Origin of the sequence: Bdellovibrio bacteriovorus (assembly GCF_001592745.1) — a bacterium.
GTDB classification, from domain to species: Bacteria; Bdellovibrionota; Bdellovibrionia; order Bdellovibrionales; family Bdellovibrionaceae; genus Bdellovibrio; species Bdellovibrio bacteriovorus_B.
The window spans coordinates 158546-184174 of record NZ_LUKD01000001.1; the positions used below are offsets into that span (position 1 = coordinate 158546).

26 protein-coding genes are annotated in these 25629 nt (G+C 46.2%); 10 read left to right on the forward strand and 16 right to left on the reverse strand.

What is annotated here, in order from left to right:
* The first annotated feature begins 86 nt into the window (after window positions 1-86).
* A complete protein-coding gene (locus AZI87_RS00725) occupies window positions 87-2636 on the forward strand; it encodes a hybrid sensor histidine kinase/response regulator (protein WP_063204542.1) in 2550 nt (849 codons plus the stop codon).
* Here AZI87_RS00725 and AZI87_RS00730 read toward each other — a convergent pair whose 3' ends face one another.
* Together AZI87_RS00730 and AZI87_RS00735 are read right to left on the reverse strand one after the other, a co-directional pair.
* Window positions 2637-3029, reverse strand: coding sequence for a group II truncated hemoglobin (locus AZI87_RS00730; RefSeq protein ID WP_063204543.1), 393 nt, complete (start codon window positions 3027-3029; stop codon window positions 2637-2639).
* Complete coding sequence (locus AZI87_RS00735; RefSeq protein WP_063204544.1) at window positions 3019-3480, reverse strand: hypothetical protein; 462 nt, start codon at window positions 3478-3480, stop codon at window positions 3019-3021. Before AZI87_RS00735 ends, AZI87_RS00730 begins: the two co-directional genes overlap by 11 nt.
* Before the next feature lie 79 nt (window positions 3481-3559).
* Between AZI87_RS00735 and AZI87_RS00740 the strand changes: the two genes are divergently transcribed.
* The gene (locus AZI87_RS00740) at window positions 3560-4540 is read left to right on the forward strand and encodes a hypothetical protein (protein WP_063204545.1); all 981 of its coding nucleotides are present in this window, start codon (window positions 3560-3562) and stop codon (window positions 4538-4540) included.
* On the opposite strand, the gene AZI87_RS00745 is transcribed toward AZI87_RS00740, so the two are convergent.
* The 4 genes from AZI87_RS00745 to AZI87_RS18325 all read right to left on the reverse strand — a co-directional run bounded on the left by AZI87_RS00745 (window position 4541) and on the right by AZI87_RS18325 (window position 7390).
* Window positions 4541-5674 (reverse strand): hypothetical protein, encoded by a 1134-nt coding sequence (locus AZI87_RS00745; RefSeq protein WP_063204546.1) that lies wholly within the window; start codon window positions 5672-5674, stop codon window positions 4541-4543.
* Window positions 5675-5802: 128 nt separating this feature from the next.
* Window positions 5803-6213 (reverse strand): nuclear transport factor 2 family protein, encoded by a 411-nt coding sequence (locus AZI87_RS00750; RefSeq protein ID WP_253696291.1) that lies wholly within the window; start codon window positions 6211-6213, stop codon window positions 5803-5805.
* Between the two features lie 64 nt (window positions 6214-6277).
* On the reverse strand, window positions 6278-7159 hold the full coding sequence (locus AZI87_RS00755; protein WP_063204547.1) for a DNA-methyltransferase: 882 nt from the start codon (window positions 7157-7159) through the stop codon (window positions 6278-6280).
* Between the two features lie 105 nt (window positions 7160-7264).
* On the reverse strand, window positions 7265-7390 hold the full coding sequence (locus AZI87_RS18325; RefSeq protein ID WP_301335606.1) for a hypothetical protein: 126 nt from the start codon (window positions 7388-7390) through the stop codon (window positions 7265-7267).
* Window positions 7391-7439: 49 nt separating this feature from the next.
* Here AZI87_RS18325 and AZI87_RS00760 point away from each other — a divergent pair, with 49 nt between their 5' ends.
* The 3 genes from AZI87_RS00760 to AZI87_RS00770 are packed head-to-tail and all read left to right on the forward strand — an operon-like array spanning window position 7440 to window position 8749.
* On the forward strand, window positions 7440-7793 hold the full coding sequence (locus tag AZI87_RS00760; protein ID WP_063204548.1) for a hypothetical protein: 354 nt from the start codon (window positions 7440-7442) through the stop codon (window positions 7791-7793).
* Window positions 7794-7803: 10 nt separating this feature from the next.
* Entirely contained in the window at window positions 7804-8262 is a 459-nt protein-coding gene (locus AZI87_RS00765; RefSeq protein ID WP_063204549.1) for an SRPBCC domain-containing protein, read from the forward strand.
* Between the two features lie 37 nt (window positions 8263-8299).
* Window positions 8300-8749, forward strand: a complete 450-nt coding sequence (locus AZI87_RS00770; RefSeq protein WP_063204550.1) for a hypothetical protein — start codon at window positions 8300-8302, stop codon at window positions 8747-8749.
* A 3-nt stretch (window positions 8750-8752) separates the two neighbouring features.
* Here AZI87_RS00770 and AZI87_RS00775 read toward each other — a convergent pair whose 3' ends face one another.
* The 4 genes from AZI87_RS00775 to AZI87_RS00790 all read right to left on the reverse strand — a co-directional run bounded on the left by AZI87_RS00775 (window position 8753) and on the right by AZI87_RS00790 (window position 10531).
* A complete protein-coding gene (locus tag AZI87_RS00775; protein ID WP_063204551.1) occupies window positions 8753-8947 on the reverse strand; it encodes a hypothetical protein in 195 nt (64 codons plus the stop codon).
* Window positions 8948-9085: 138 nt separating this feature from the next.
* Entirely contained in the window at window positions 9086-9694 is a 609-nt protein-coding gene (locus AZI87_RS00780; protein WP_063204552.1) for a M15 family metallopeptidase, read from the reverse strand.
* Window positions 9695-9773: 79 nt separating this feature from the next.
* A complete protein-coding gene (locus AZI87_RS00785) occupies window positions 9774-10148 on the reverse strand; it encodes a hypothetical protein (protein WP_063204553.1) in 375 nt (124 codons plus the stop codon).
* The gene (locus tag AZI87_RS00790; RefSeq protein WP_063204554.1) at window positions 10145-10531 is read right to left on the reverse strand and encodes a hypothetical protein; all 387 of its coding nucleotides are present in this window, start codon (window positions 10529-10531) and stop codon (window positions 10145-10147) included. The genes AZI87_RS00785 and AZI87_RS00790 overlap by 4 nt, the downstream gene beginning before the upstream one ends.
* A gap of 164 nt (window positions 10532-10695) precedes the next feature.
* Between AZI87_RS00790 and AZI87_RS00795 the strand changes: the two genes are divergently transcribed.
* Window positions 10696-10971, forward strand: coding sequence for a hypothetical protein (locus AZI87_RS00795; RefSeq protein WP_063204555.1), 276 nt, complete (start codon window positions 10696-10698; stop codon window positions 10969-10971).
* Window positions 10972-11001: 30 nt separating this feature from the next.
* Here the strand turns inward: AZI87_RS00795 and AZI87_RS00800 are convergent, their stop codons facing one another.
* Complete coding sequence (locus tag AZI87_RS00800) at window positions 11002-11358, reverse strand: hypothetical protein (RefSeq protein WP_063204556.1); 357 nt, start codon at window positions 11356-11358, stop codon at window positions 11002-11004.
* A 192-nt stretch (window positions 11359-11550) separates the two neighbouring features.
* On the opposite strand from AZI87_RS00800, the gene AZI87_RS00805 reads away from it, so the two are divergent.
* Window positions 11551-12468: a hypothetical protein gene (locus AZI87_RS00805; protein WP_063204557.1), complete on the forward strand. Its 918-nt coding sequence runs from the start codon at window positions 11551-11553 to the stop codon at window positions 12466-12468.
* A 58-nt stretch (window positions 12469-12526) separates the two neighbouring features.
* Here the strand turns inward: AZI87_RS00805 and AZI87_RS00810 are convergent, their stop codons facing one another.
* Entirely contained in the window at window positions 12527-13081 is a 555-nt protein-coding gene (locus tag AZI87_RS00810) for a hypothetical protein (protein ID WP_063206504.1), read from the reverse strand.
* Window positions 13082-13317: 236 nt separating this feature from the next.
* On the opposite strand from AZI87_RS00810, the gene AZI87_RS00815 reads away from it, so the two are divergent.
* Together AZI87_RS00815 and AZI87_RS00820 are read left to right on the forward strand one after the other, a co-directional pair.
* Entirely contained in the window at window positions 13318-13662 is a 345-nt protein-coding gene (locus AZI87_RS00815; RefSeq protein ID WP_063204558.1) for an ankyrin repeat domain-containing protein, read from the forward strand.
* 106 nt (window positions 13663-13768) lie between these two features.
* Window positions 13769-17815 carry a tail fiber domain-containing protein gene (locus AZI87_RS00820; RefSeq protein WP_063204559.1) on the forward strand — a complete coding sequence of 1349 codons (4047 nt, stop codon included), beginning with the start codon at window positions 13769-13771 and terminating at the stop codon, window positions 17813-17815.
* 14 nt (window positions 17816-17829) lie between these two features.
* Here the strand turns inward: AZI87_RS00820 and AZI87_RS00825 are convergent, their stop codons facing one another.
* The 4 genes from AZI87_RS00825 to AZI87_RS00840 form a co-directional block, all read right to left on the reverse strand.
* Entirely contained in the window at window positions 17830-19497 is a 1668-nt protein-coding gene (locus tag AZI87_RS00825; RefSeq protein WP_063206505.1) for a glycoside hydrolase family 13 protein, read from the reverse strand.
* 91 nt (window positions 19498-19588) lie between these two features.
* Window positions 19589-21025, reverse strand: a complete 1437-nt coding sequence (locus AZI87_RS00830) for a fibrinogen-like YCDxxxxGGGW domain-containing protein (protein ID WP_063204560.1) — start codon at window positions 21023-21025, stop codon at window positions 19589-19591.
* Window positions 21015-23870 (reverse strand): tail fiber domain-containing protein, encoded by a 2856-nt coding sequence (locus AZI87_RS00835; RefSeq protein WP_063204561.1) that lies wholly within the window; start codon window positions 23868-23870, stop codon window positions 21015-21017. Before AZI87_RS00835 ends, AZI87_RS00830 begins: the two co-directional genes overlap by 11 nt.
* 147 nt (window positions 23871-24017) lie before the next feature.
* The gene (locus tag AZI87_RS00840) at window positions 24018-25319 is read right to left on the reverse strand and encodes an ABC transporter substrate-binding protein (protein ID WP_063206506.1); all 1302 of its coding nucleotides are present in this window, start codon (window positions 25317-25319) and stop codon (window positions 24018-24020) included.
* A 41-nt stretch (window positions 25320-25360) separates the two neighbouring features.
* On the opposite strand from AZI87_RS00840, the gene AZI87_RS00845 reads away from it, so the two are divergent.
* The gene (locus tag AZI87_RS00845; protein ID WP_063204562.1) at window positions 25361-25621 is read left to right on the forward strand and encodes a metal-sensing transcriptional repressor; all 261 of its coding nucleotides are present in this window, start codon (window positions 25361-25363) and stop codon (window positions 25619-25621) included.
* Window positions 25622-25629: the final 8 nt, after the last annotated feature.

Genomic DNA, 25629 nt, shown 5'->3' on the forward strand with positions numbered 1-25629 from the left:
TGACTATTTATTAATACTTCATTTTTTCCTACTTGGGCCCTCTGATCCGTCAGATATTTAAAGCCAGGACAGGCTTCGAGGTCCCCATGAAAATAAAGTTCACCGAAAAAACAAAACGTGTCGGATTCTATCTGGTCGGTCCCTTGTGTGTCGCATTTCTTGCTACGTTTATCTATTTCACGCGCTACACCCCCTGGGAAATTCCCAACCCCGCTCCCTTTCTTGTCTTAATCGTTATTCTTTCTTGTTTCTATGGCGGTTTTAAACCCGGGATTATCACAAGTTTATTGGCATGGCTTTACTTGGGCTACTACTACAGCACGCTTCACTCAGTGATTGATTTGCAGGAGGACATGCAGAAACGACTTTTAAGCTGGGGACTCACCTTTCCTGCCGTCAGCATCGCGGTGGGCCTTTTAAAAGGCCGTTCGGAAGCGCATCTTCAACGAGAAATTGATCAACGAAGGCTTCGCGAAGAAGAGCTAAAAGCTTCTGAAGAGCGTACGCGCGCCATCTTAAATTCTGCCAATGACGCATTTATTGCCATCGACCCAAACAGTCTGATTCGGGAATGGAATGTCCAAGCAGAAAAGACTTTCGGATGGGCTCGCGAAGAAGTGATTGGAAAGCGTCTGACAGACGTCATCATTCCAGATGACTATCATAAAGCTCACTTGCAGGGTTTAGATCGCTTTCGCTTAACAGGAGAAGGTCCCATCATCAATAAGCGCATTGAAGTGCCCGCGAAGCACAAATCTGGCATTAGCATCATGGTTGAACTGACTGTTTATCCGATCCGTCGCAAAGATGATTTGATCTTTGGCGCCTTTCTTCGCGATGTCACCGAAAAGAAACATGAAGATCAGCTCAGCCTTTTACAATATCAAATCACTCGAATTTTGACCGAAGAAAACAATTTAAAGGCCGCTGTGCCCCGCCTTCTTGAAACTCTAGGGATGGGATTGAAATGGCCTCTTGTGGAACTGTGGCTGACGGATAAGAGACGTCAAAATTTCTACTACACTGATAACTGGAGTGATGACGCTGAACTTCGCGACAAGTTCCGCAATATCAGTCATCAGCTTTTTTTACCTAAAGACAAAGGGCTCTTCCCGCAAACGGAAGGTGCTAATCAACCTGTTCACATTACTTCTGCTCTTAAGAACTCGGACTACCCTCGCTCTAAGATGGTCGAAGCCGCCGGATTTCAATCCCTGGTTTATTGCCCCTTGTTCGATAATGACACCATCGGTACTCTTTGCTTCTTCCACACGGAAAAAATGTCCCCCGATAAACGCTTGCTAGAAACATTGGATGATATATCCAAACACATCAGTCTTTTTATTTTACGCAGTTGGGCAGAAGAAGATCTCACCCGACTTTCAAAAGAACTTGAAGTCAAAGTTCAACAACGCACCGAAGAACTGGCCATCGTCAATATGCAACTTAAGAAGGAAGCTTCCGAAAAACAAATTCTTTACGAACAAGCACAAACAGCCAATCGGTTGAAGGACGAATTTTTAGCGACGATCTCTCATGAACTCCGCACACCAATGAACGTGATACTTGGTCATAGCGAGCTGCTTTACGGCAATGAACTGAATGAAAATGAAAAGCAAAAGTCGATCGAAGCCATTTATCGAAATACAAAAGCCCAGGTTCACATTGTCAGTGACATTCTGGATGTCTCGAGATTCATTACGGGTCGCGTTCAATTGCATCTTGAAGTCGTCGACCTGGCAGAAATCGTCGCCATGGCCGTCGAGTCCATACTGCCCGCGGCGAGCGCGAAAAACATTGACGTGAATGAAGTGAACTGCGGTGAGTGTTACGTTTCGGGTGACCCCACGCGACTTCAACAAATTCTTTGGAACTTGCTTTCTAACGCCGTCAAGTTCACTCCCCGCCATGGGAAAATCTTGGTGAAGCTTGAAAAAAAAGGTTCCAACGTTGTTCTCACGGTTCGCGATTCCGGTAAAGGTATAGATCCGGCATTCTTACCCTACGTCTTTGAGCGCTTCCGTCAGGAAGACTCGACGACGACTAGAAAGTTTGGTGGTTTGGGACTCGGACTCGCTATCACGAAGAACTTGATAGAAGCCCACGGAGGAACTATTCACGTTCACAGCGAAGGCAAAGGAACCGGCGCGACCTTTACAGCCACGTTTCCAATCACCGCTTTGCGACTGCCCTTTATTCCGCCGGTTAAAGATGCTGAAGGACATGTCTCTTCACGTCTTCCCTTGAAAGGATTAAAAATTCTCGTTGTCGACGACCAACCAGATGCTCAGGCGCTGATTCGTACGATTTTGAAAAAAGCCGGGGCAGAAGCCACTGTCACTTCCGCAGCCACGGAAGCCTTTAAGCTACTCATCAAAATTAAACCGGATGTGCTGATAAGTGACGTTGGAATGCCAGAAAAGGACGGCTACGAACTTATTAGCATGATTCGTCGCCTGCCCGCCGAAATGGGTGGTAACGTAAAAGCCATTTGCCTCACTGCCTACGCCCACGAAGACGATCACAAAAAGGCTTTGGATACAGGCTTTAACGAACACTTAGCAAAGCCTGTCGAAGCAAAACAATTGATTCGCTCAATAAGTAAGTTAGTGGGAAGATACGTTCCGTACCATTAATTAATTCTCTTCTTGGTTCCGCATGTGATCGGCCAGTCGTAACAGCGAATGAAGAAGTTCCGAACGCAAAGGTTCTTGAACATTTTCATCTTCAAAAGCCTGCACCATGCAAAGCATCCACTGGTCGCGTTCTGATTTTCCGATTTTAAAAGGCATGTGTCGCGCGCGCATGCGGGGATGACCGTACTTCTCAATGAAAAGACTGGGACCTCCCAGCCACCCACTTAAAAACATAAAGAGCTTATCTTCGCTCCCTTGAAGATTTCCAGGGTGCATGTCTCGCACGCCTTTGGCTTCAGGCATAGTGTCCATTATTTGATAAAAGCGCTTCACAATGCGGCGAAGAACCTCTTCACCACCTAAAAGTTCATACGGAGTTTTGTTAGTGTCCATTTACTTCTTCAATGTATTTAAAATAAGCCTTGCAGTAGGCGCTTTCTGTTTTAGCACGATTATAGCGAATTGCCTTGTCCATTTTGCGCGCGCTACAGCGATTCAATCCAGGGCCTATAAGTCCCGTTGGACGACTTTTAATTAGATCTGACATCTCAATCTGACAATCTCCTCGCGCTTTTTGCCATAAAGACTGACAAAGACCGTGATCCAGACTGTAACACACACCTTGAGGTGTCGCGGAACCACAGGGTTCCTTCGCTAGATCTTCTTCGATCATCGCGGGCGAAACATAGGTCGCAATAACCACGATAAAAAGGATAATCAATACGACGGTCCCAATACCGTAGTCAATATAGCGAGAACTCAAAGTGTACTTTGAGATCGGTTTAAAAAACATCAAGAGCAAACAGGCAATAAGTATGAGGCTGTAAATGATGGTTTCTAGCATCCTTTTATTATAGGACCCTAAGATTCTGTGAGCCAAATTACTTTTGACGAAACCCCTTTGAACTTCAATAATTATAGAGATGAGACACTTCACTGTTATTTTGACAGTTTTCGTATTTCTTTTGTGCAGTTGCAAAGGCGATGGCACGGTGCCGGAGTTTGCTTCCGAACCGACAGAGCAATCAAAAGTTTCTGCTGCTCAAACTACTGCAACAACCAATGCCAATTGCACGGCGATCTTTCCCTTTTACTGGGAGATCGGTAACGGCACATCCGTCTTGGCTTCCGGCTCTACAGGAAATTCCTCGGTCACACGAAGCACGACGATGCCTATCGCCTCTGCGACCAAGTGGATTTTTGGCGCTTATGTCGTTCAAAAGCTCAATGGCACTTTCGATGCCGCAACAGAGAAGTCTTTAAGAATGCTGGCAGGATACACTAATTTCGGAAATCTTTCCTGCATCGGAACAAATACGGTTCAACAATGCGCGAATGTCGGAACGAACTCTCAGTACACGGCGGCTAACGATAATAAATATTTTTATAACGGTGGCCATTTTCAGAAGTGGGCTGTGGACAACGGGATGGGCGCTTTGACTCGTGCGCAGCTTCGTACGGAATTTCAAAGTCTGCTAGGTTCTGATCTCGACATCACCTTTTCTTCTCCCCAAATGGCTGGTGGCATAAATACCAATGCGGCAAACTACGCACTCTTTCTGCAGAAGATCTTAAACAATCAACTTCTGATGAGAACCTACTTGGGAGCCAACTCCACCTGCACTCTTCCCTCTGTGTGCCCGACGGCGGTCTCAAGTCCCATCCCAGTGGCTTGGCACTATTCCTATGGGCATTGGGTGGAAGATGACGACGCCGGTGACGGCAGCTTTAGCAGTGCCGGACTTTTCGGATTTTATCCTTGGGTCAATGCTTCCAAAACTTTGTACGGAATCATTTCTCGAAACGAAGTTCCTTCCGGTGGGAATGAAATCGGTTCCGGATGGGCCTCTTACCTCTGCGGTCGCGAGATTCGTAAAGCCTACGAATCTGGGGTCGCGCGCTGATTATTTTTGCAGTTTAAAATAAATTGCCGTTTGTGCTGTTTCGTTGATCACACGTTGCGAGATGGCTGGCACATTTGTGAAATATCCAAAGGCGCGAAGCTGATTTGTTTTAATTGTGGTCTTTGTCGGATTCGTCAGATTCCAAGCACTTTGGAATTTCGATTCTTTAAAATCAGAGTTCCAATTAAATTGCGCAAAGTTCACCTCACCCCATTGATGAACCATGTTCGCTAGGTGGCAACTCGCACAATCAATCGTGCCTGGGTTATGGCGTTCTGGATTTTCATATTCTAAAGCACGCCCTAAGACCTCACGGATTTGTGCTTCCGTGAATTTCTTTTTTGCGGTCCACGAATCAGCGGTCAGCTTTGAAAATTCAGGGTCGTGCTCTTCAGGAGCAGGCATCATTCCGCCTGAAAAACTTTGGAACTGCGACGAGCTTTGAATCACGCCTTGTGTTTGACCACGGATGCGCGGAATCGCCATGGGTTTAGCTTGACCATTGATAACATCAAAGCCAGAAAAAATCCAAAGCTGCTCTCCAGCCATCACATTCATTGCCGTCATACGGATTAAATTATTCTCGCCGCAGAAATTTAGAATCAAAGAACGAAGATATTTCCAGTAAGCACCGTGAAGACCTTCTTTTTTCAAACGCGGATGGATTTGCAAAGCATCTTGGCTTGAGCCCGAAGAAAGTTTCTGCCAAGCCTGCCATACTTTCTTAAAGGATTCATCGTCAAATTCGTAAAAGCTGTGAATCGCGGCATCGCGAGTGTCAACAACACCCTCTTCATGAAACACCGGCTGCCACACCAAGCGAATTTGACGTCGGCAGGGCAGAGGTCCCTCCCCTTCTGTAAAACAAGGATCAATGCGCACACCGACGACCTGCAAGGCTTGTTTCCAGATAATGTGATTGGGAACCTCAGGAACCAGTTGCACGATTTCTTGATACGTTTTTTTTGAAAGGAGAGCCCCTTGAGCACCTTTGTCTTGAGGCTTTAACATCAAGGACATTTCGCTTTCTTGAGGTAAAGGCAGAAGAACTGTCAGATCATTCAAACTCATGGCGATAGCTGATGACGAGGTGGAAATAAGACCTAAAGAAAGAAACAGCGCAATGATTTTCATGGGGCTCTTTTTTCAGAACATCGCTTGGATTTCAACCTTTAAGCGGCAAATGAAAATCTAATGAGTCTTTGTTCCGTGAGCCTCTTTCGCCGCACGCAGACAAAGGGGCCCTGAGCCCCTTAAATCGTTTACATCGTATAGAAGAATTCTTCCTTTACGATTTTGCCGTTAGAGACAGTGTACAGGGCGACCTCTTCCATTTGCCAGCGCTTGCCTGACTTTCTCTCTGATACATCCAATTTATAGTGAACCGCAAAGCGATCGCCGTGAGGATAGGGTCCCGAGACATCCATGGAATGAACCTCCATTTGCTCGTCCCATTCCATATTTTTTTTGCGAATTGCTTCGATCCCGCGCATCTGCGCTGGCATGCCGGGCATGGACGCCGCTTCTTTACTTTCGATGTTTTCAGAATAAAGCCAGTCGATAGCTTTCATGTTGTCGCCGCGCTTACAAAGCTCGACAAGTTTTTTTCCCACTTCCATGGTTTCTTTTGACGGCTGTTGAGAGGGTTGCGATTGTTGAGATGAAGTCTCCATCCAGATCTCCTTTTTTTCTTAGCACGATCATGCTTGGAAAAAAGGAGTCTGAGGATATGTAACTCTACAGAGAAATTTCAGGATCGTTTTCCGCGGACTTATCCAAATCATCGAAGAAGGAAAGATTTCTTTCTTCGATGATCTTTCTGGCCTCGCGCGACTGAGAGCCCTTTGTAGAAACCAGTTTGTTTTTGAAAGGATCGATCTTACTGATATTGAAATCACGGACGCGCTCTTCTGCCACCTTACAGTATTCTTGCGCGATGTCGATTCCGATGTACTGTCGTCCCAGTTTTTTCGCAGCCACTGCTGTCGTCCCCGAGCCGATAAAAGGATCAAGAATGGTTTTGGCTTCCGTGGAAGAAATAATTCTTTCCGCGAGAGCTAATGGAAATGGCGACGGATGATCGTTGTTCATTTCTTGAGAGAAACTCCAGACATCGCCACAGGCATTGGCTTGAGGTGAAAGCTTAAATTCGGGTTTAGCGATCAAATAAATCACTTCGTAGGTGGGAAGAAAATAACCGGGATTAAAATTAATACCACCCGCTCTTTGCCAAATGATAATTTGCCTTACTGGAAACCCACTAACGATATCCTGTCTGTCCTGTAGCACCCCATTTTGCACACGCCACTTATGAATGTAGAAAAGGGCCCCGTCAGATTTCAACGTGCGCAAGGTCTCAGCGATCACGGCTCTTTGCCATCTAACGTAGTCCGTGTGAGGCATATTGTCGTCATGATTGGGATAACCCTTTAACAACGCGGCCTTGGACCACTTTCCCCCACGACCGTCTTTAAGACCGTTCCCAGAAGAGTTTTTTAAATTGTAAGGAGGAGACGTCACGGCAAGATCAATCGAACAATCCGGGATTTTCTGAAGTGTTTCTAAAGCATCCCCACAAATAATCTGATCTAAAAATGAAGCCAAGTGATTAGCATCCATCGCATCCCCTCCTGCAACGTCTTAAGGGCTTTTTAAAATTATGCCGATAGAAATTACGCAAGAGGACTATTTTGAGTTTCACCTCGACCATTTCATTCTGAAACTTTACGGACCTGTCGGCAAACCGTCACTTACCGGGGCCTCGGCACTTGAGGCTGTCGAAATTCCAACACCTTCACCGTCAAAACCACTTAAATCTCTCAAGAGACTTTCACCTTTTGGCAACGTCATTGCTATCTAATTTTACAAACTCATGGACCCAAAGAAAAAGGAGGCCCTTATGAAAAAACAAATTCTTTCCTACGCTTTGCTCGCTGCAGTGGCTTTGATGGCAAGTCCCGTTTTAGCGGACACGAATGATTGCACAGATCCAGAAATCGCCGCAGGAACTTGTGTAAAGCATTTAAGTGCGTATGGAGATGCCGATAACAATGTATATCCCCCACAAAATCAGTATGCGGTGTTTAAAGTCGTCGACGGAAACTGCCAAGGACAGATTGAGATATTAACGCCCCAAAATGACAGCGTGTTAATGTTCGATGCTGTGGGTTTGACAGAGAATGGAGTTTACTCAATCATAAATCATGGCGAATCGGCTTGCTCTCTACAGATTCGCTATCAAAACCAACCCTAAGGAGCCTGCTATGGTCGCCCCAAAGTTTGAAACTTGGATCATTATCCAAAAGCCCGTCGCTGAAGTTTTTGATGCTGTTTACAATCCGACGAAACTCAGCGGCTATTTCATCACTGCGGGAGCGACAGGGCCTTTGGAAGAAGGAAGTACGGTGCAGTGGGAGTTCGCAGATTTTCCTGGCGCATTCCCCGTGCGCACTAAAAATGTTTTGAAAGATAAGCTGATTGTTTTTGAATGGGGTTCTGCAGAAGGTGGAAAAGACAACCGCGTTGAATTTGTCTTTGAGCCTTTAAATGCCAAAGAAACTAAAGTCACCGTCACTGAACTCGGATGGAGTGAATCCCCCGAAGGCATGAAAGCGGCATTTGGAAATTGCATGGGCTGGTCGCAGATGATTTGCGCGATGAAAGCCTATCTTGAATACGGCATCAACCTTCGCAAAGGTGCTTACAAAGCGATTTCGCCTTAGGTTTCAAAAAAATGCAGGGTTTTAGAAAGGATTCAGTATGAAGTTGTTAATAACTTTCGCACTCACGTTTCTTATCTCTGCGTCTTCTTACGCCACTATTTGGAAGTGTCAAATTCGGCTTCCCAATGGGCAAGCCTCCATTGATGAATTGCGTATTTCATTTAATAATAAGCTTGAAGAAATCGGCGTGTATCGTCCCGACCCGTTTGGATTTGGACGCTATAAAGTCGAAACCCTTTTTGCGGATTTTTCGAGAAACCGCGCAGGCTTTCAAGTCAGCCAATGCGAACACGACATTGCCAGTGTGTATCCGGAAAGCCAGCAGATTTTTGTACAGTCTGCTTGCAAGTCGCAAGAGGGCTACAGTGTTTTCGTCGATGCTGACTTTGGAATGAAAGAGGCAGGCTCAGTCATCACACAAGTGCAAACGCCTACGGCCACCACGGCTCGAGTCTTCCGCGTCGACGCTTGCTCCGTGGATTATTAGAAATCAATCCTCACGAACTTGAGGTCTCAGGTCTTCAACGCGCACATTGTTTTTGCGAGGCGCACGTTTTATTTTTTTAGGTTCTTCAGATTCGTAGAAATCGCCGCGAAGGTTTCGCATTGGCATCTGATCGAGTTCTTTAATTATTTCATAGAGTTTTACAACACGGTCTTTGAGGGCCGCAAGACTTCGCATCATTCTTCATCTCCACAGATTTAGGATTGATGCCCAGTTTACGAAAAGAAGCCTGTAATGTTGGAACTTTGAAGAAGAGCTGAACTTTTCCTAGACCAAGGGGAATCTTCATGACCGCAGTTCAGAGGTCCCCTCAGGTAATTACTCTAAAATCGGATGCTGGCCGTGCACTTTCTCTTTCGGTAGCGCATTAAAATGCCACCACTCGTGTTCTAAAACTTTAAAGCCTTGAGTCTCTAGAAGCTCACGCAAAAGTCGTCGGTTTTTCAGTTGTTCTTGGCTCAGCTCTCCTGAAGCCAGAAATTTTTCTTCCAGCTTGGGTTGCGCGAGGTCCCTGAAATCATCAAAGCCCGTTCCCATATCCAGTTGCTGGCCATCCTTGGTTTGCAACGTCAGATCCATTGCCATTCCAAAATTATGTAAGGACCCGGGGTAAGGAGCCGCCACATAGTTTTGAAAAGGCGTCCCTTCAAGATGACTGTAAAAGAGCGCTTGAATGCTGCGTGGACGAAGCGTGTCCCAAATAAGAAACTGCAGACTCGGATGATTCTTGCGAAGCACCTCACAGGCCTTCATGAACATGTCGTAGGCCAACGGTGAAACAAAACAACGAGCGAAATTTTCATAAACATTTTTGTTCATGAAATTATCGTTCGTCGCGTACTTCATATCCAACGCGACTTCGGCAGAAGGTTTGATTTCGCGAAAGTTTTGTTCGATCCATTGAATTTGGCGGGTGAAAGATGTCATCGCTTAAGGCTAAAAAGCTTTCGCCTCACAGTCAAATGGACGCTCGTGACACAGGGTCTCGTAGTGCTTGTAAAGACGTCTATGACTTTAAACGCACCGCTTTTGCTAAAAGAAATACAACGGCGCAAGAGACAAAGGCCGCGGCCCCCAACCCTCCGCCAACATCTTTGACCATCGGAACTAGAAATGAATAAATCAATGCAAAGATCACGCTGGAAATCAAAACTCTTTTTTTACCCATTCTAGATTTATCTGTCATACCCACAAAGGTCGCCCCGAAGAAGGCGGCCTGTAGTGTCGTTACAAAGGTCTGCGGCCATAGACTGACTATCAAGGCAAAAAGCAAAGTGGGACCGCTCGATGCTCGCACTGTAGAGATCCGCTTTTCATGAATAAGATAAAAGGTTGTTTGCGCACCCAAAATAGAAACCAAGATCACAGTTAAAAGAATCACAACCAATACCTCAGTGCGATTCCCAACAAAGAAGACACAAAAGCTATGAAGCCCAGACGACCGCCCAAACCTTTAAAACGAGCCCCCAAGCAAAAGTAAATTGTACTGCCGACAACCGACACCAATAAAATCTGCCACAACCCTGCATCGACAACTCGAGAACCCATGGCAACAAAGGCTCCCGTATAGACCAGGGCGTGAATGTGGGCACCCTCTATGCGTTTAGTATCAGGGATAAAAGTACCCAAAAGACCCGTTAAAGAAGCCGCAACGACAGGCGTCCATTTAAAATGCGATTGCAGATAAAAACAGAAAAAACAGCCGCCAAAGAAAGTGAGAAATTTCAGAAGCCAAAGTTCGAAGTTTCGCAAGGTCGCAGTCATGAAGGTCCTTAAGAATCATCATCTTTGGACAAGGCGGACAAAACAGCAAGTTTTTTTTGATTCTTATCCTTTTAGAAACAGGGAAGATTTTCTAAGCCTCCATTGCAAGCTGGCTTCAGATTCTAAAAGTCGCTATACCAGTGCCAACAAATAAAGGAGCCGTCATGAAATGGATCATCGCTAGCACCCTGCTACTTTCTCCCCTTTTTTCGTTCGCGCAAAACAAATGCGAAGCTGAAGCCGTTGGTTATGCCCGTGAATATATGGATGAAAACTACGGTAGCAATTCCTCACCATCTAATATCTATGGTTCAGGAGTTGTAGATGCTAAAGGCGTTATTTCCTACGGCATCGAGTTCGTCTTGGCTGGCGGAGAAAGTATTGTCGTGGTTCCAATGATGTTCTCGGATTGCGATTTGTTAGATATTCAAGGTTACTAAAAAAAAAAGCCCGGAGGACCCGGGCTTTTTTTATTCTCCGCCGAGGACGTCGATTTTATTATTACTGCATAAAATCGCACGCACTCTTAATGTAGTGAACTCGCCGACTTCAAACATTCCGTTTCTTGGGTTGAAATAGGAATTGTATTTAGAGGCGTCTGCGTAACCCGAATAGTTACCATTCTTATAGCCCAACTTCTGACAAAGAGCCGCGATATTCTCTGTTTTTCCAGTCAGGCTTGCCTTCACTCCGTACTCCATATAGGAAGACCCGGTAAGAACATAGGGATTTCCCACGATAAGGTCGTCAGAGGTGTGCTTATAGACCTCACCACGCAGTTGACCTTTTTGAGGTGTTTCGCGCGTCCCATAAGCGACATACGCCACTTCTGCAATAACGGCTTCTCCACGACTTGCAGTACAACTTGAATCGCGACCGCAGGACTCATTGTTATTGTGTCATCCATTTTCGACCTCAGAATTTTGACAGCTCGACTTTGCCTTTCTAGTCATCGTCTTTTTTTTCCTGTTTAAATCTTCAGACCACCAAAACTTTACCGAAAAAAATACGGAGGAAAAATGCGTTTAACCTTGTTCACGGCTTTACTTTTATTGTTGTCATTTTCAACTCATGCGGTTCAAGATCCCAGCTCTGTCATCCGCGATAAACACGAAGATCCTAAACCACCCGCATGGTCGGACTGGACATCCATTGGAGGAATGGCCACATCTGATCCCGCAGCGTGCTCACTTTCAGGATATAAAACTTTTGTCTTTGTTCGTGGCGGAGACAACGCGTTATGGATGCGCTACTGGAATGGCAACTACTGGGCGGCATGGGTTTCACTAGGAGGAGTTTTAACATCCTCTCCGTCAGCGACTTGTCATGGATCACGTATTGATGTTTTTGCGCGCGGCCTTGACGGAGCTCTTTGGCAACGCACTTTTAGATCTAATAGTTGGAGACCGTGGATTTCTTTAGGTGGAACTCTTGCGGCGAATTCAGGCCCGGCATCAGCCGCTTGGTCAGGCAATCGCTTGCACGTCTTTGTTCGCGGAACCGACAATGCTTTATGGCGCAAATCCTATATCGCGAACAACTGGAGCGCTTGGCAATCCTTAGGTGGAATTTTAACTTCGGACCCAGCAGCTGCCGCATGGGCTAACGGCCGCTTGGATGTTTTCGTGCGCGGAACTGACAATGCTCTTTGGCACATCTGGTACACAAGCAGTGGCTGGTCTGTGTGGGAGTCCTTAGGAGGATATCTAACGTCGTCACCTGATGTTGCTTCTTGGGGCAACGGCCGCTTAGATGTCTTTGTTCGGGGCGGTGACAGCGCTCTTTATCACAAATGGTTTCAATCTGGCTGGTCTAATTGGGAAAGCTTGGGCGGCATTTTAACTTCGGGTCCGGGCGCAAGTTCTTCAGCTCCGGGACACGTGATGGTTTTTGTCAGAGGTACGGACAACACCATTTTCTATCGCAGTTATCGTTAAAATAAAAAAAGGCGCTCCTTCTTCAAGGGGCGCCTTTCTATTTTTCTATAGTAAAACACTATTTCATTTTCACAGTGACGATTTCACAGATGCTACCTTGTAGCAACGAGGCTCCACGGTAAATTGTCGCATCTAAAACCGAGCTATCACGAAGAGCTTCATCACGAGCGGCTTCGCATTCGTCAAAATAATGCGCGCAAACGCCACCTTGATCTCTGTTTTCACAAACCCAGTAGAATTTTTTAACGATCTTTGAGTCAAACTTCACGTCAGCAAGTTCAGAGTGCAACTCAACAGAACAAACGATTTTAGCACGGCCATCTTCTTGAACATCATTCGTCCAACGATACGTGAAGTTCTTGTACTTCAGTTCAATTCTTTGGCTTTTAGCGATTTCGTTTTTACGTGCATCGATATTGGCGATGAATTTTTCACAGCGCTCACCAAGCTCTTGAACCGTTCCTTTTTTGCTCCAGTTCGAAACGCGACCTGATGGTTTTCCGAAGGTGCAGCGAGTGCCTTCTTCATTACAACCAACGCCTGTATAATAAGGAGCCGCCTGTGCGATATTCCCAGCAATCAACAAGAAAAGAACAGCTAAAGTCTTCTTCATAGCAAAACCTTTCATTTTAGATATATCTGAACATTCGCCTTCTTAGCGAAATGCGCGCCATTCTTAGGAGGCCTATAGAAGCGTTTTAAGCTTAGTCAGCTGACGAAATTTTAGACAATGAAACCCGAAAGCGGCTGGTAACTCGTGGAATATTCGGGATCTCCACAGTGAGAAATAGCCCGACACAAAGTTGAATTCTGTTTACTCCATTATTCAACTGAGTTTAAGATTTTGATATGTCAGCTGGTGATTGGAAAGAAATGTACTCTGCAGCTTCTTCGGGGAATATGGACCTTGTGCGGTACCATATCGAAAATGGAGTAAATCCCAATTATCAACATCCCGAGATTTTAGCGACACCTCTCGTCGCTGCGATCTCTGCAGGTCACACTGATATCGCTCTTTTTCTTTTAGATAATAAAGCCGATCCCAACCTAAAATCCTTCTTTGACGATATGACCGCCGTCGAAGCGGCTCGTCGATACAAAAACGAGACAGTGCTTGGAGAACTCAAGAAGCGTGGGATTCACATAAAACCATCTTTCTTTGGTAAGCTTTTAGATCGTTTGCTGCCGAAGTAAAATTCGTCTCCAATACAGTCGTTCACGGAATAGAAAGCCGCTCATATTCGCCAATTGTGACCAACACTTCATGATGTCTCCTTGTCTTGATTCCGATAAGTAAGGCATGGGACTCAGGTACGTCGTTGGTATAGCTACCTCTTTATTCTTATTGTTGTTTACTTCAAGTGCGTTTGCAGCACCGTCCGCTCTGACTTTTCAAGGGCGAATTCTGAAGACGGACGGCACACCTTTAGAACATTCTAACGTCAGCTTTATCTTTCAAATCACAGACCCTTCCGGTCACTGCGTGATTTATCAAGAGCAGGTCACTGGTGTGAACATGGCTAACTCCAAAGGGATCTTTGATGTTCCTATTGGTAAAGGCGGAGTGAACTATCCACTCGGCGGCGGTTTTACGGTTCTGGATGCATTTAACAATTCATCACCATTCACCTGCGGTGCTTGCAGTGGTTACACGTGCTCAGACAGCACAAGTACTTACAATGCGGTTCAGACGGACGGACGTCTTTTGCGCGTGCAATTTCACGACGGGACGGCTTGGCGTTTGATTTCACCAGACAACGTGATTCGCTCTGTTCCCTACTCGGCATTTTCTCACTCCGCAAATAAACTAGGGACAAACGTTGCTTCGGATTTCCTTTTAAAAGCCGGTCTTCCAACGTGTAACTCGAGTGAGTTCTTAACCTGGAATGGAACTTCATTGTCTTGTGCCGCTGTCACTGGTGCTAGTGGTGGCACCGTCACAAACGTGACTTCGACAAATTCTTATCTCAGCGTCGCTAACGGCGTTTCGACTCCGGCTTTGACTTTAAATGTTGGCACAACAGCGGGCACTGTCGCAGCCGGTGATGATTCAAGATTCACGAACTCACGTCCTCCGAATGGAGCTGCTGGAGGCGATCTGAGCGGTAGTTATCCAAATCCGACGGTTCAAAAAATTCAAAATACCGCTGTTGCTAGTGCCGCTCCATCAAACGGTCAATATTTCAAATTTGACGGGACCTCATGGGCAGGTGCGGCCATCACGATCAGCGACGTCAATAATCTGACGACCACATTAGGAACATACTTAACGACAGCGGCATTTAATACCGCGGTGGGTTCTGGCAACTGCGCGAGCCATCAAACTCCGTATTGGAATTCTGTCAGCAGCTCGTTCCAATGTCAGTCGATCAATGTTTCCGTTGCCGGCGATGTCAGCGGCAGTATTGGTGCAGTGACTGTCAATAAGATCAAAGGTGTGGACATCGACACGACGGGGTTAACTTCTGGTCAGGTATTGAAATACGATGGCACAAAATGGGCACCCGCAAGTGATAGTAATGCCGGAGGAACTGTCACCAGTGTGATCGCCGGAACAGGTTTGTCAGGCGGAACAATTACTACAACAGGAACTATTTCATTAGCAAACACGTCAGTATCGGCAGGAAGTTATGGTAGTGCGACACAGGTTGCGACATTCACCGTCGATGCACAAGGCCGCCTGACTTCGGCAGCCAATGCCGCTATCCCGACCGCTAATGGCACAACCACGGGACTTTTAGCTTCGACGGATTGGACCACTTTCAATAACAAACTAGGAACGGCTTCAAGTTTTAGCGGCGACATCTCTGGCACTTACAATTCAACAAGCGTTGATAAAATCAAAGGTCGCAGTGTTTCTGCAACAGCTCCCACTTCTGCGCAATTCTTAGTTTATGACGGTTCAACACAATATGCGCCGGTGTCACTCAGTGGTGATGCGACGATGGCAGCAAATGGTGCCGTTACTTTAAAAAATACCGGGACAGCCGGCACTTACGCAAAAGTCACTACAGATGCGCAAGGAAGAGTGACGTCAGGAAGCACTCTTACCGCCTCTGATATTCCTAACTTAGACTGGTCAAAAATTACTTCTGGAAAACCGACGACTTTAAGTGGTTACGGTGTGACCGACGCTGTTCAAAACGCGGGTGCGACTCCCAGTGTTCAAACTGGAACCGTGGCAGCTCGTCCTGCGGCAGGAACAGCGGGCCGACTTTACATCGGCTCTGATGACAACACTCTTTATCGTGACACAGGTTCTGCGTGGGTGAAAATCGGTGATGGCACAGGAACAGCGGGAGCATTGACAGCAGTGACTGCCAGTGCGCCCCTGGCTTCAAGTGGCGGAACGACTCCAAACATCACTATTTCACAAGCAAATACAAGCACAAATGGTTATTTGAGTTCTACAGACTGGAATACGTTTAATAATAAATTAGGAACGTCTTCAACTTTCTCGGGAGATGTCAGCGGGACTTCAAGCACAACGAGTGTCGATCGCATCAAAGGAAAATCCGTTTCACCAGCGGCTTATGCTGCAGGACAGACGTTGCGCTATGATGGGACAAACTGGGTAAATACCACTTTAGGGTTTGCAGATCTTTCAGGAAGTGTGACGACGGCCCAACTTCCGGTTGTCCCTGTTTCTAAAGGCGGTACTGGCGTCAGCACTTTGACGGCGGATCGCTTCCTTGTTAGCAACGGCACCGGTTCTGCGGTGAGTGAATTTAACTGCGCGACGGGACAGCTTATTACATTCGATGCTTCAGGAGTTATGGGTTGTACAACCTATGCTTCCTCTGCTCTTTATGCAAATGGTGGGAACTCATTTGGTGGCAACGCTACCATGGGCACAAACGATGCTTACAATCTTTCCTTTGAAACTGGCGGCACCACTCGCATGACAATTCAGAACTCAAATGGTTCTGTCGGTGTCGGAACAGCTACTCCAACACGGGTAATTGAAGCCAGTTTCAACTCAACCACCTCGAACGGTATAATGGCCACTAATACCAATGCTGAAGGAGCGGCCTCTTTGACTTCGGCTGTAGGCACGAATTCAGTTTACTTGGGCACATGGGGTACGTCCGCTCCAGCGGGCTCGGTGACTTATCTTGAAGCGAAGTCAGCAAATCCTTTTAGCATTAGCACCTTTAACGCTCAACCCATGGTCTTTTACACAAACAAAAGTTCCGGCGCGACGGCATCTGAAAGAATGCGAATCACTTCCACGGGTCTTATTGGTGTTGGTACCAACAACCCGACAGGGACCTTCCACATAGCTGGCAACCTGCTTACAGGTAATGCCACTACTCATAAAGTCATCGGTACGAATACGACATCCACTGCAACTACCAATATCAATAGCGCTGGATTTTTCCAATACATCGATTCTAGTACAGCGAATTCTAACTCGAACCAGGTTCTTCGTGTCGAGTACGTTAGAAATCCCGCAGCTACGGGCGTGCCGACTTCGTTTGACGCTTTGATCACGGCTGCAAACGCTAATATCAATGCGAACGCACCTTACAATCTACGCGGCGTGAATGTCGAGGGCCCCGTCGTTGGCACCGGTGTGACATTAAACACATGGCGAGGTATTTCTATCGGCGCGCCATCAGGTGCCGGAACTGTCACCAATAGATACGCTTTAGTCACAGATCCTGCAGCGGGCTTTGTAGGTTTAGGTACGGTCAATCCCCTTGCTCATCTTCATATTACCAGTGCAAATAGTTATGCCGCGATTATGTTAGGTAACGATGGCGGCTCTAATAACATTCACATGACCCATGAAGTGGATGGTACCTTTGCATTATTCAATGGCACAGTAGGAGCGGGCACCACTCTTCTCTCGATCACTTCCGCAGGAAATGGATGGCTCAAAGGAACTTTAACTCAAGCTTCCGATGTCAGATTGAAAAAAGACATCCAAACAATGCCCGAAGAATTGAATAAAATTCTTCAGATCCGTCCGGTGACCTATCACTGGAAAGAAGAAAGTCGCAGCAAAGACAAACAAATTGGTTTTATCGCTCAGGAAGTTGAAAAGATTTACCCCGAGCTTGTCCAAAACAACCGCGATGGCAATAAATCTGTCGCTTACTCAAATTTTGTCGCACCTATTATCAAGGCCCTGCAAGAGTTCTATGCTGAGTGGTCTAACCACAGCCAAAAAGTGGATCGCGAAATTGCTTCGATCAAAGAAGAAAATTTCCATCTAAGAACACAAGCCCAGCAAACACAGCACGAGCTTGAGCAAATGAAAAAAGAAAATTTGCAAAAAGAAAAAGAATTGCAGGAAATGAAAGCCCGCTTAGAAAGAATCGAAAAAAGTCTTTCTAAGTAGGCCCTTGGAAAAAATTAAATCTTGTAAACACGTGTTTCGTACGGGCGAAGATCGATCTGCTCAAAGTGGGCATGTTCTGCCACTTCGTAATTGGCAAGCAGCATATCTTTCGAATTCACAGCGATCCCCGGCTCTTTAAACTTCGCCGGTTTATCTGAAATATTACTGATCACAAGCATCTTTGCGCCCTCCAAAGTTCGTACGTAAGCGTACACTTGCGGATCTTTCTCCATAACCAGCTTATAGCTTCCATAGATAAAGACCTGGTGCTCGCGGCGAAGCTGGATCAATTTTTTATAGAAGTTAAAGATAGAATTAGAATCTTTGCGTTGATTTTCTACGTTGATTTCTTTGTAGTTTGGATTGACCTTCAACCAAGGCTTGCCCGTGGTAAAGCCCGCATTGGCTTCAGCACTCCACTGCATGGGCGTGCGTGCATTGTCGCGTGAAGCATTCGCGAGTTCAAGAGTGATCTCGGCATCCGAAGCCCCTTGTTTTCTGCGAATAGTGAAGTGATTTTTTGCAGAGACGTCGTTAAAATCCTCAGGTCCATTAAAAATCGTATTCGTCATACCGATTTCTTGCCCTTGATAGATAAGCGGGGTTCCTTGCATCAAAAAGTACATGGAAGCAATCGACGTCGCACTTTCGCGCCAGTAGTTCTTAGCATCCCCCCACTTTGAAATAATGCGAGGCACGTCGTGGTTTTCTACAAAAAGTGCATTCCAACCTTTATTATCAAGCTCGCGCTGCCAACGCCCGAAAACTTCTTTTACTTTTAGAAGATCAATGCGCTTTTCTGGATTCGGATCCCACAAACCGACATGTTCAAACTGAATAACCATGTTGAACTTCTTTTGAGATTCCCCGACCCACTCATCTGCGTTTTCAGCAGAAACACCGTTTGCCTCAGCAATCGTCATAATGTCGTAGTGAGAGAACGTATTCTTACAAAGATCCGTCAGGTATTCTTGGATGCCCTTCACATTCATGTGCTTATCGTAAGAAGGCACATACTCTAGACCTTGAGGATTTGGCATATCTGCCAAGCCCTCCTCTTTTTTGGCATGGCTGATGGCATCCACGCGAAAACCGTCAATGCCTTTATCAAGCCACCAACGAATCATCTTGTAGACTTCTTGGCGCATCCCTAGATTTTCCCAATTTAAATCCGGTTGTTTCGCAGAGAAAATATGCATGAAGTATTGATTCGTTAGTTCGTCATACTTCCATGCAGATCCACCAAAGATACTTTCCCAATTGTTGGGTTCTTTGCCGTTTTTACCGTCTCTCCAGATGTACCAGTCTCTTTTAGGATTGTCTTTAGAAGAACGAGATTCGATGAACCAGGGATGTTCATCGCTGGTGTGATTGATAACAAGATCAATCAGTAGCTTCATTCCACGATTATGAACTTCTTTAAGAAGTGTGTCGAAGTCCTGCATCGTGCCGAATTCAAAATGAATGTCTTGATAGTCGCTGATGTCATAACCGTTATCGTCTTGCGGGGACTTATACATCGGGCTCATCCAGATAACGTCGATACCAAGTTCTTTAAGATAATCTAGTTTAGAAATGACACCCTTGAGGTCTCCCATACCGTCGCCATTTGAATCCATGAAACTGCGCGGATAAACTTGATAGACGACAGATTCTTTCCACCACTTTTTAGAAGGAGCCATGTTCCCACCTTTATGAAGACTGATGGGGTGATCAAAACAAAAAAGCAGCAAGGTGTCACTTGCTGCCATGTCTTGTCAGAGCTTTTGTTGGCTATCTTAAGAAGAACTTAAAGGTGCAGGACCCTTTTCCACTATAGCAGACCTCGGTGGCTTTATAGGCAGGGACAATCCCTTCGTTGCCAGAAAAGAAGGCAATATTAAAGGCATCCGACGAGTTGTAATTGTCATTGGCATTTTGCCCCGCACACCCTGCTGTTCGACTGGTGTGACGTAGGTTTCCGGCACATTTTGTACTGTTGTAATTCCAGTTTCCACCAGCGAGGTCAATGATCGCGGCGCCACTGTTATATTGAGGCGAAATAAACATGGCATCCGTTGTATTCACTAGTGTCGAAAACTGTTCCGGATTCAAGGAGGCTTGAGTATTTGCAGCCGCGGGTTTTGCCACGCTGGCAAGGCTGTAAGTGTTGACCATAAAATCATTCGGAGTGGAAGCTGTCACGGTCCCATTAGAATGAGCCACCAACGTCCATCCTCCACCACTTGTCGTCATATCACAGTAAGCTTCGTAAGGCGCACCGGCACCTGCACCGTCTGGATCGATAGTATAAATTCCGTCACCTTTTGAGGCTCCGGCATTTAAGATTGCTTTGCATGATGCATACACTGGATGGGTGTCAGTTTCTTTCATCCAAAGATTCACTTCCGCAACCCCATGCGAGGCACCCAAATCATCAGACGCCGGAATGCCCGGGGGAGTTGTTCCCCACACGGCGAAAGCCCCGATAGCGTAGTACCAGTTCCCGTGATTGATCGAACCGTCTATATAAGATGAGGTGCTAGCCACGCCATGGGTTCCTCCAGAAAGCTCAAGACCGCCCCAGTAGTTGGAGTAGGCCTGAACAAACTCGGTCGTGTATCCTGCGACGTCCACATCGGCACGCGGACTTGTAGTCTGCCACCATAAGTTTTTAAAACTTTCTCCCGGCCAAGTCAGACGGAAGTGATAGCGATTTGTCGGAGTTTTGAAATAATCAATCTGATTTAAAATAGAATACATTCCGTTGTTGGGGTCGGATGTATTCTTAGAATCTGCGTCGGCATTGCTGGCAAAAAATCCGGAGGCGTGTTGATGCTTAAAAACGCGCGTCCATCCACCACCATCCGTCGTCATGTCACAGTAAACTGGATAGGGAGAGCTTCCCGAAGGATCGATGTGATAAATTCCATCGCCAGTCGAACCACCGTAACTTAAGATGTCCCAACAGGATTTACAGCTTTGAATAGTGACACTGGGAATAGTTGCTGATCGAAAGGAGGTCCACTCCGCTGCCGTTTTTGTAGCTACGAAATAATCGCTTGTGGCATGCGCATTCACGACCTTTTTGCAAACGCCATGAGCGTAAATGGCTTTTGTAGTTCCATGCACGACTTTGAAACCACTATCGACCGTGTCAATCCCCATCAGGGAAAGACCTAGAACCAAAAATAAAGATGATTTTAAAAAAAGACTGCTTTTACTTGCCATTGAGAAGTGCCTTTTCAAGTCTTTCAAGGCGCGCCTTCAATTCCTGATTCTCTTTTTCAAGCTGTTCGAATCTTTCTTCAGACTGCGCACTCACCGATGCAATACCTCTTTGACATTGAGCTTGGGCTTGAACACGTTGCTTGTGCTCTTCTTTCAATGCTTCTACCAACACGGCGACAATATTTCCGTACTGTACGGCTTTATATCCAGAATTTTTATCCGTTTTCACGAGCTCGGGATAAACCGCTTCAACTTCTTGAGCAATGAAACCCACTGTTTTTTCATTCGTATTTTTCCAAACGAAATTCACACCGCGAAGCTTTAACACTTTTTCTAAAGCTTCAGGCAAGGTGACCACATCTTTTTTCAAACGCGCATCAGATGTATATAGATAAGCCGTGGCTTTGACGTTGCCATTCACTTCTAAAGCTTCGCTGGGCGCTGTGGTATTCACACCCACATTACCTGAATTGAGAATTGTGATCTTCGCCGTATTACTTGCTCCGATTTGAAGAGAGCTTGCAACCGAGTTGGTAATACCGGAACCAATTGTCACCGAGTTCGAAGCGCTCACCGTGTTGTTTCGTCCGGCAATATAAGCATTGCCGGCATTGGACACCGTATTGCTTCTTCCAAACAAATCTAATCCATAAGAGAAATTGGACAGTGTGGTAGATATCGCATTGCTAGACCCTACGATATTCATACCGCTGGCATTTCCTCCGCCCGAATTTGTAATCGAGTTTGAGGCACCAAAGATCCAGTTTGAAGCGTTCGTAAAAGTGGAGTTGTTATTCCCTATGATAGCCGCTCCATTCACATGAAAGTTCGCTACAGGAGTGATCCCGATGCCGACTTCACCTGAAGATAAGATTGCAATGCGAGAGACGTTGTTGGTCTCAATATCCAAATTCGTCAATGTCGTAGTTCCCAAGGACGCCGCTACGCCAAAGTTATTTCCACCATTAACAAAAACGCCATCAGCACCTGTTTTCGGCAAATCTGCCGACGCTAACGTTCGGAAAGACGGAGCACCCGTTCCTGAAGTGGGTCCCGCAAATACCGTGTTCTGAGCTTGGTTGGCAAAGTTAGAAGCTCCCACGGAAATAGCCTGACAGATAAACGTGTCGGTCGCGGATTGATATGTGAGAGTCTGCGAAGATGTACACGCTGAGTTTGCAAAGACTCCACCAAAAGGAGTGATCGTGGCTTTAATATCATTCAAATTGACAGTACTTAAACGCGTCACCCAAGAAAGATTTCCAGAAGCATCCGTTCCTAAAACTTGATTGGCTGTTCCCACGGCTGTTGGCCACTTTAATACATAGGATGCAGTGACTGCCGTCGGCGCTTGAACCGTGACGGTGTTACTTCCAGAATCACGATACACGGAAGCGCCCACACTGACACTGCCGGCACTGAAATTTCCGGAGCCGTCGCGTTTAACTATTGTCGATGCTGTATTTAAGTTCGTCGCGGCATTTGCAGCGACTGTCGCCGTATTGATATTGGCCGCTGTAGATCCCCCGACTGAATTGACTGTCGCGGCGACAGATCCAGAACCGCTGGCACTGACATCTCCCGTCAGAGCGGTGATAGTTCCACCCGCGTTATTATCAGAGGAAGGAACCCACTTAGCGCCATCATACTTTAAGAATTGACCATTCGTGGGGGCCACTGAAAAGTCAACGGGCAAGCCTTTGATTTTATCAACGCTCGTAGCACCTTGAGTTCCTGACACGTCTCCAGCTAAACTTCCCGTGAAATTCGTCGCCGTTGTGGCTGTCGTTGCACTCGTTGCGGTTGTTGCCGTGGCGGCACTTCCGACCGTGAGACTTGAAGCATTCGTACATTGCCAACCCGTCGTCACATTCCAAGTTAACAACTGACCGGCAGCACAAGATAAAGGAGCCAACGTGTCGCCTGTCGAAGAGTCCGTCATCACAAGACGACTTACTCCCGGATTAGCGAATAATTTTGCCGTACTGATCGCCGCATCAGCAATATGGGCCGTTTGCACAGCTCCGTTAGCAATACCCGGATTAGGATAAGTTCCAGAAAGCGCGCCACCCGCGGCTCCATTGGGAGGACGAGAGTTAGTGAAACGTGCATCATTCCCCGCAGCCACCGTTCCGGCCACGGTTCCCACATTCAGCGTAATTTCAGGATTTACCGTATCTGCTGATACCGACAAATAAGGTGAGCTTCCGGCGGACGCTGTGACGGTTTGAACCGTGCCTCCGCTAGCACCAGAAACTCCAGCACAACCGAATTTTTTAGTTGTTGCGTCCCAAGTTAGGAAGTTCCCTGCAGAACAGTTAAGATTGTCGTTCACTTCTGTTTTTAAAACGAAATCAGTCGACACATGTGAACCCAGTGTTGCTGCCGAAGCAGCAAAACCAGAAAACGGAACGGAACGGATTTCATTGTCTGGCGAAATCGTCTGCCATTGAGCGCCGTCATGAAATTTCACTCTTAAAAAGCGACCGTCTGTCAAACCGGGATTGTACGGCGAGCCGCCATCACAAGTTAACGCAGCCCCATTGCTGAAAGCATCCAGGATTGTGAATGTCGGAGCCAAAGGATAGCTGTGAGAGGCGCCGATTTTCACATCGAACACACCGTTTGAGTTTGTCATATCGACGTGATTCAGTTGTTCTCGATAAAGGACACAAACTTTATTCGGAGCAAGAATCTCAAATTGAAACGCCACCGCGTTGTATTCTAAGGGAACTCCAGAACTCTTTACGATGCGTCCTTGATATGTGAGGGCCGCTGGAGCCGCGAATACGGATCCACCGTAAAAGAACAGAGCTAATACCAATAACGTTCCTGCCTGTTTCATACTTATCTTGTCGGAATCTTGATAAGGAAACCTTAGTTACAATATGGGAATACTTGGGTTCTTCGCTTTATAAATTGAATGTGAGATGGAAACTGCTGGAACCGGACTTCCCCTCTAAAAATTACCATTTTCAGAGGGGAAATCATACTAATGAATGGATTCCCTTTGCGAGGACGACCACTTTAAAAAAACAATATTGGCTAGCAGAACAGCTCCCAAAGAAGCATAGACGAGAAACTTGAAATCCTCCGAGCTAGGAAGCAAACTTCCTGCACCAAAAAGTATCAGGGTTGCCATCGTCGTTGTAAGATGACTGAAGGAGTTCAACTCTCCCCGTTTTCCCTCGGGAATCATTCTTTGTCGAAGTTCAAATTCTCCATTGGAAAAACCGTAAAGGCCAATACGCGAAAGAAGGATACAGGCCAAGAAGATGTAAATGCTCCACGAGGTCCCCAGGGAAAATGCAAAGATCCCGCAAATTAAAGTCAGCCCTTGAAATCCTAAATGAATTTTCGAACTTTCAATGAGTCCCGTTTTCCTAACGAGCCAAGGAAACGTCAAAGTCGAGATCAGACCGAAAATGGCGCCCAAACCTCTAAACAAACCAATCTCTGCTTCGGGTAATGACATTCGGTCTTTCAAGTATCCGGCAAGAAGAACGCCGTGAGGACTCAATACCGACAACCATAGCAACGCATAACTGAAGATCAGCCAGAAAATGGGGTTCGCTATAGATTCCTTGATGTTGAACTGAAAAAGTTCCTTCCAAGACTTTACTGAACTCACTTCCTTTAATTTCAGTCTTGATTTTTGAACAACCCCAATAAGAAGAATATACTCTGGAACGAAAGAAATAAGATTCCACAAAGCGATTAGCAAGAGTCCATAGTGATGGCTGTAAATGGAACTCAAAGTAAAAATAGCCCCCGCCAGAATAGGAGCCCCCACTTCCGTTCCCAAGTCAATTCGACGAAGCCAGCTATTGAAATCCGTCAGTTTTTCCGGAGGAACGATAGAAGGAGCCAAATCATTACCGACGGAAATATCTGTAATGACAGAACCTAGTGAAGCCATGATTCCAAAAGCCGAAAGCAGCGCGAAAAGAGGAATGGTAAGAGGGCTGTGAATTTGAATTGCAACCGCGCCGTGCACGACCTCGTCTAATACGAAAAAGGTCATCACTCCCCCCAAGACGGCGAAGAACTGAATCCACACTCCAGTCTTGATAATGCGCACTCTTTGATTGGCGTCGATCCATCGTCCTATCCAGGGAGTCAAAAGGAAGCTTCCGATTTTAATGATCAAATAATAAAGAGCGGCGATTTGAATCTTGCCCGGGAATACATGAAGAAGCGCAAAAGGCATTACAAAGTCCCACGCTTGATCACCAGATCTGGTTAATAAACGCCCTAACAAAAGTTGATTTTCAGTTTTTAAGATTTTTTTCATCAGTCTTGACATCCTATCCCCGGGGAGGGGATATTTAGCACATGTCACACAAAAAGCAACATACAAGTCACGAAGAAGTCTCTAAAAGATTGAAGCGAGCCAAAGGACATCTTGAAACCGTGATCAATATGATTGAAGACGAACGCGAGTGCATTGATGTCGCACGTCAGCTTCATGCCGTTGCTAAAGCCATTGCCGCCGCAAAAAGTGTTTACATCCATGATCACATCGAACACTGCTTAGATGGCAATCACAAAGACATAGACCTCGACGAAATCAAAGAAATCACGAAATACATCTAAGTGAATCA

Excerpts from the sequence above, each read along its gene's own strand:
- AZI87_RS00845 (WP_063204562.1), top strand. The coding sequence starts at position 25,361 with ATGTCACACAAAAAGCAACATACAAGTCACGAAGAAGTCTCTAAAAGA.
- AZI87_RS00825 (WP_063206505.1), bottom strand. The coding sequence starts at position 19,497 with ATGGCTCCTTCTAAAAAGTGGTGGAAAGAATCTGTCGTCTATCAAGTT.
- AZI87_RS00775 (WP_063204551.1), bottom strand. The coding sequence starts at position 8,947 with ATGATGCGAAGTCTTGCGGCCCTCAAAGACCGTGTTGTAAAACTCTAT.
- AZI87_RS00760 (WP_063204548.1), top strand. The coding sequence starts at position 7,440 with ATGAAAAAACAAATTCTTTCCTACGCTTTGCTCGCTGCAGTGGCTTTG.
- AZI87_RS00755 (WP_063204547.1), bottom strand. The coding sequence starts at position 7,159 with ATGGATGCTAATCACTTGGCTTCATTTTTAGATCAGATTATTTGTGGG.
- AZI87_RS00740 (WP_063204545.1), top strand. The coding sequence starts at position 3,560 with ATGAGACACTTCACTGTTATTTTGACAGTTTTCGTATTTCTTTTGTGC.
- AZI87_RS00835 (WP_063204561.1), bottom strand. The coding sequence starts at position 23,870 with ATGAAACAGGCAGGAACGTTATTGGTATTAGCTCTGTTCTTTTACGGT.
- AZI87_RS00750 (WP_253696291.1), bottom strand. The coding sequence starts at position 6,213 with ATGGAGACTTCATCTCAACAATCGCAACCCTCTCAACAGCCGTCAAAA.
- AZI87_RS00830 (WP_063204560.1), bottom strand. The coding sequence starts at position 21,025 with ATGGCAAGTAAAAGCAGTCTTTTTTTAAAATCATCTTTATTTTTGGTT.
- AZI87_RS00810 (WP_063206504.1), bottom strand. The coding sequence starts at position 13,081 with ATGAAGAAGACTTTAGCTGTTCTTTTCTTGTTGATTGCTGGGAATATC.
- AZI87_RS00820 (WP_063204559.1), top strand. The coding sequence starts at position 13,769 with ATGGGACTCAGGTACGTCGTTGGTATAGCTACCTCTTTATTCTTATTG.
- AZI87_RS00770 (WP_063204550.1), top strand. The coding sequence starts at position 8,300 with ATGAAGTTGTTAATAACTTTCGCACTCACGTTTCTTATCTCTGCGTCT.
- AZI87_RS00765 (WP_063204549.1), top strand. The coding sequence starts at position 7,804 with ATGGTCGCCCCAAAGTTTGAAACTTGGATCATTATCCAAAAGCCCGTC.
- AZI87_RS00725 (WP_063204542.1), top strand. The coding sequence starts at position 87 with ATGAAAATAAAGTTCACCGAAAAAACAAAACGTGTCGGATTCTATCTG.
- AZI87_RS00745 (WP_063204546.1), bottom strand. The coding sequence starts at position 5,674 with ATGAAAATCATTGCGCTGTTTCTTTCTTTAGGTCTTATTTCCACCTCG.
- AZI87_RS00805 (WP_063204557.1), top strand. The coding sequence starts at position 11,551 with ATGCGTTTAACCTTGTTCACGGCTTTACTTTTATTGTTGTCATTTTCA.
- AZI87_RS00735 (WP_063204544.1), bottom strand. The coding sequence starts at position 3,480 with ATGCTAGAAACCATCATTTACAGCCTCATACTTATTGCCTGTTTGCTC.
- AZI87_RS00795 (WP_063204555.1), top strand. The coding sequence starts at position 10,696 with ATGAAATGGATCATCGCTAGCACCCTGCTACTTTCTCCCCTTTTTTCG.
- AZI87_RS00730 (WP_063204543.1), bottom strand. The coding sequence starts at position 3,029 with ATGGACACTAACAAAACTCCGTATGAACTTTTAGGTGGTGAAGAGGTT.
- AZI87_RS18325 (WP_301335606.1), bottom strand. The coding sequence starts at position 7,390 with ATGACGTTGCCAAAAGGTGAAAGTCTCTTGAGAGATTTAAGTGGTTTT.
- AZI87_RS00840 (WP_063206506.1), bottom strand. The coding sequence starts at position 25,319 with ATGAAAAAAATCTTAAAAACTGAAAATCAACTTTTGTTAGGGCGTTTA.
- AZI87_RS00815 (WP_063204558.1), top strand. The coding sequence starts at position 13,318 with ATGTCAGCTGGTGATTGGAAAGAAATGTACTCTGCAGCTTCTTCGGGG.
- AZI87_RS00780 (WP_063204552.1), bottom strand. The coding sequence starts at position 9,694 with ATGACATCTTTCACCCGCCAAATTCAATGGATCGAACAAAACTTTCGC.
- AZI87_RS00790 (WP_063204554.1), bottom strand. The coding sequence starts at position 10,531 with ATGACTGCGACCTTGCGAAACTTCGAACTTTGGCTTCTGAAATTTCTC.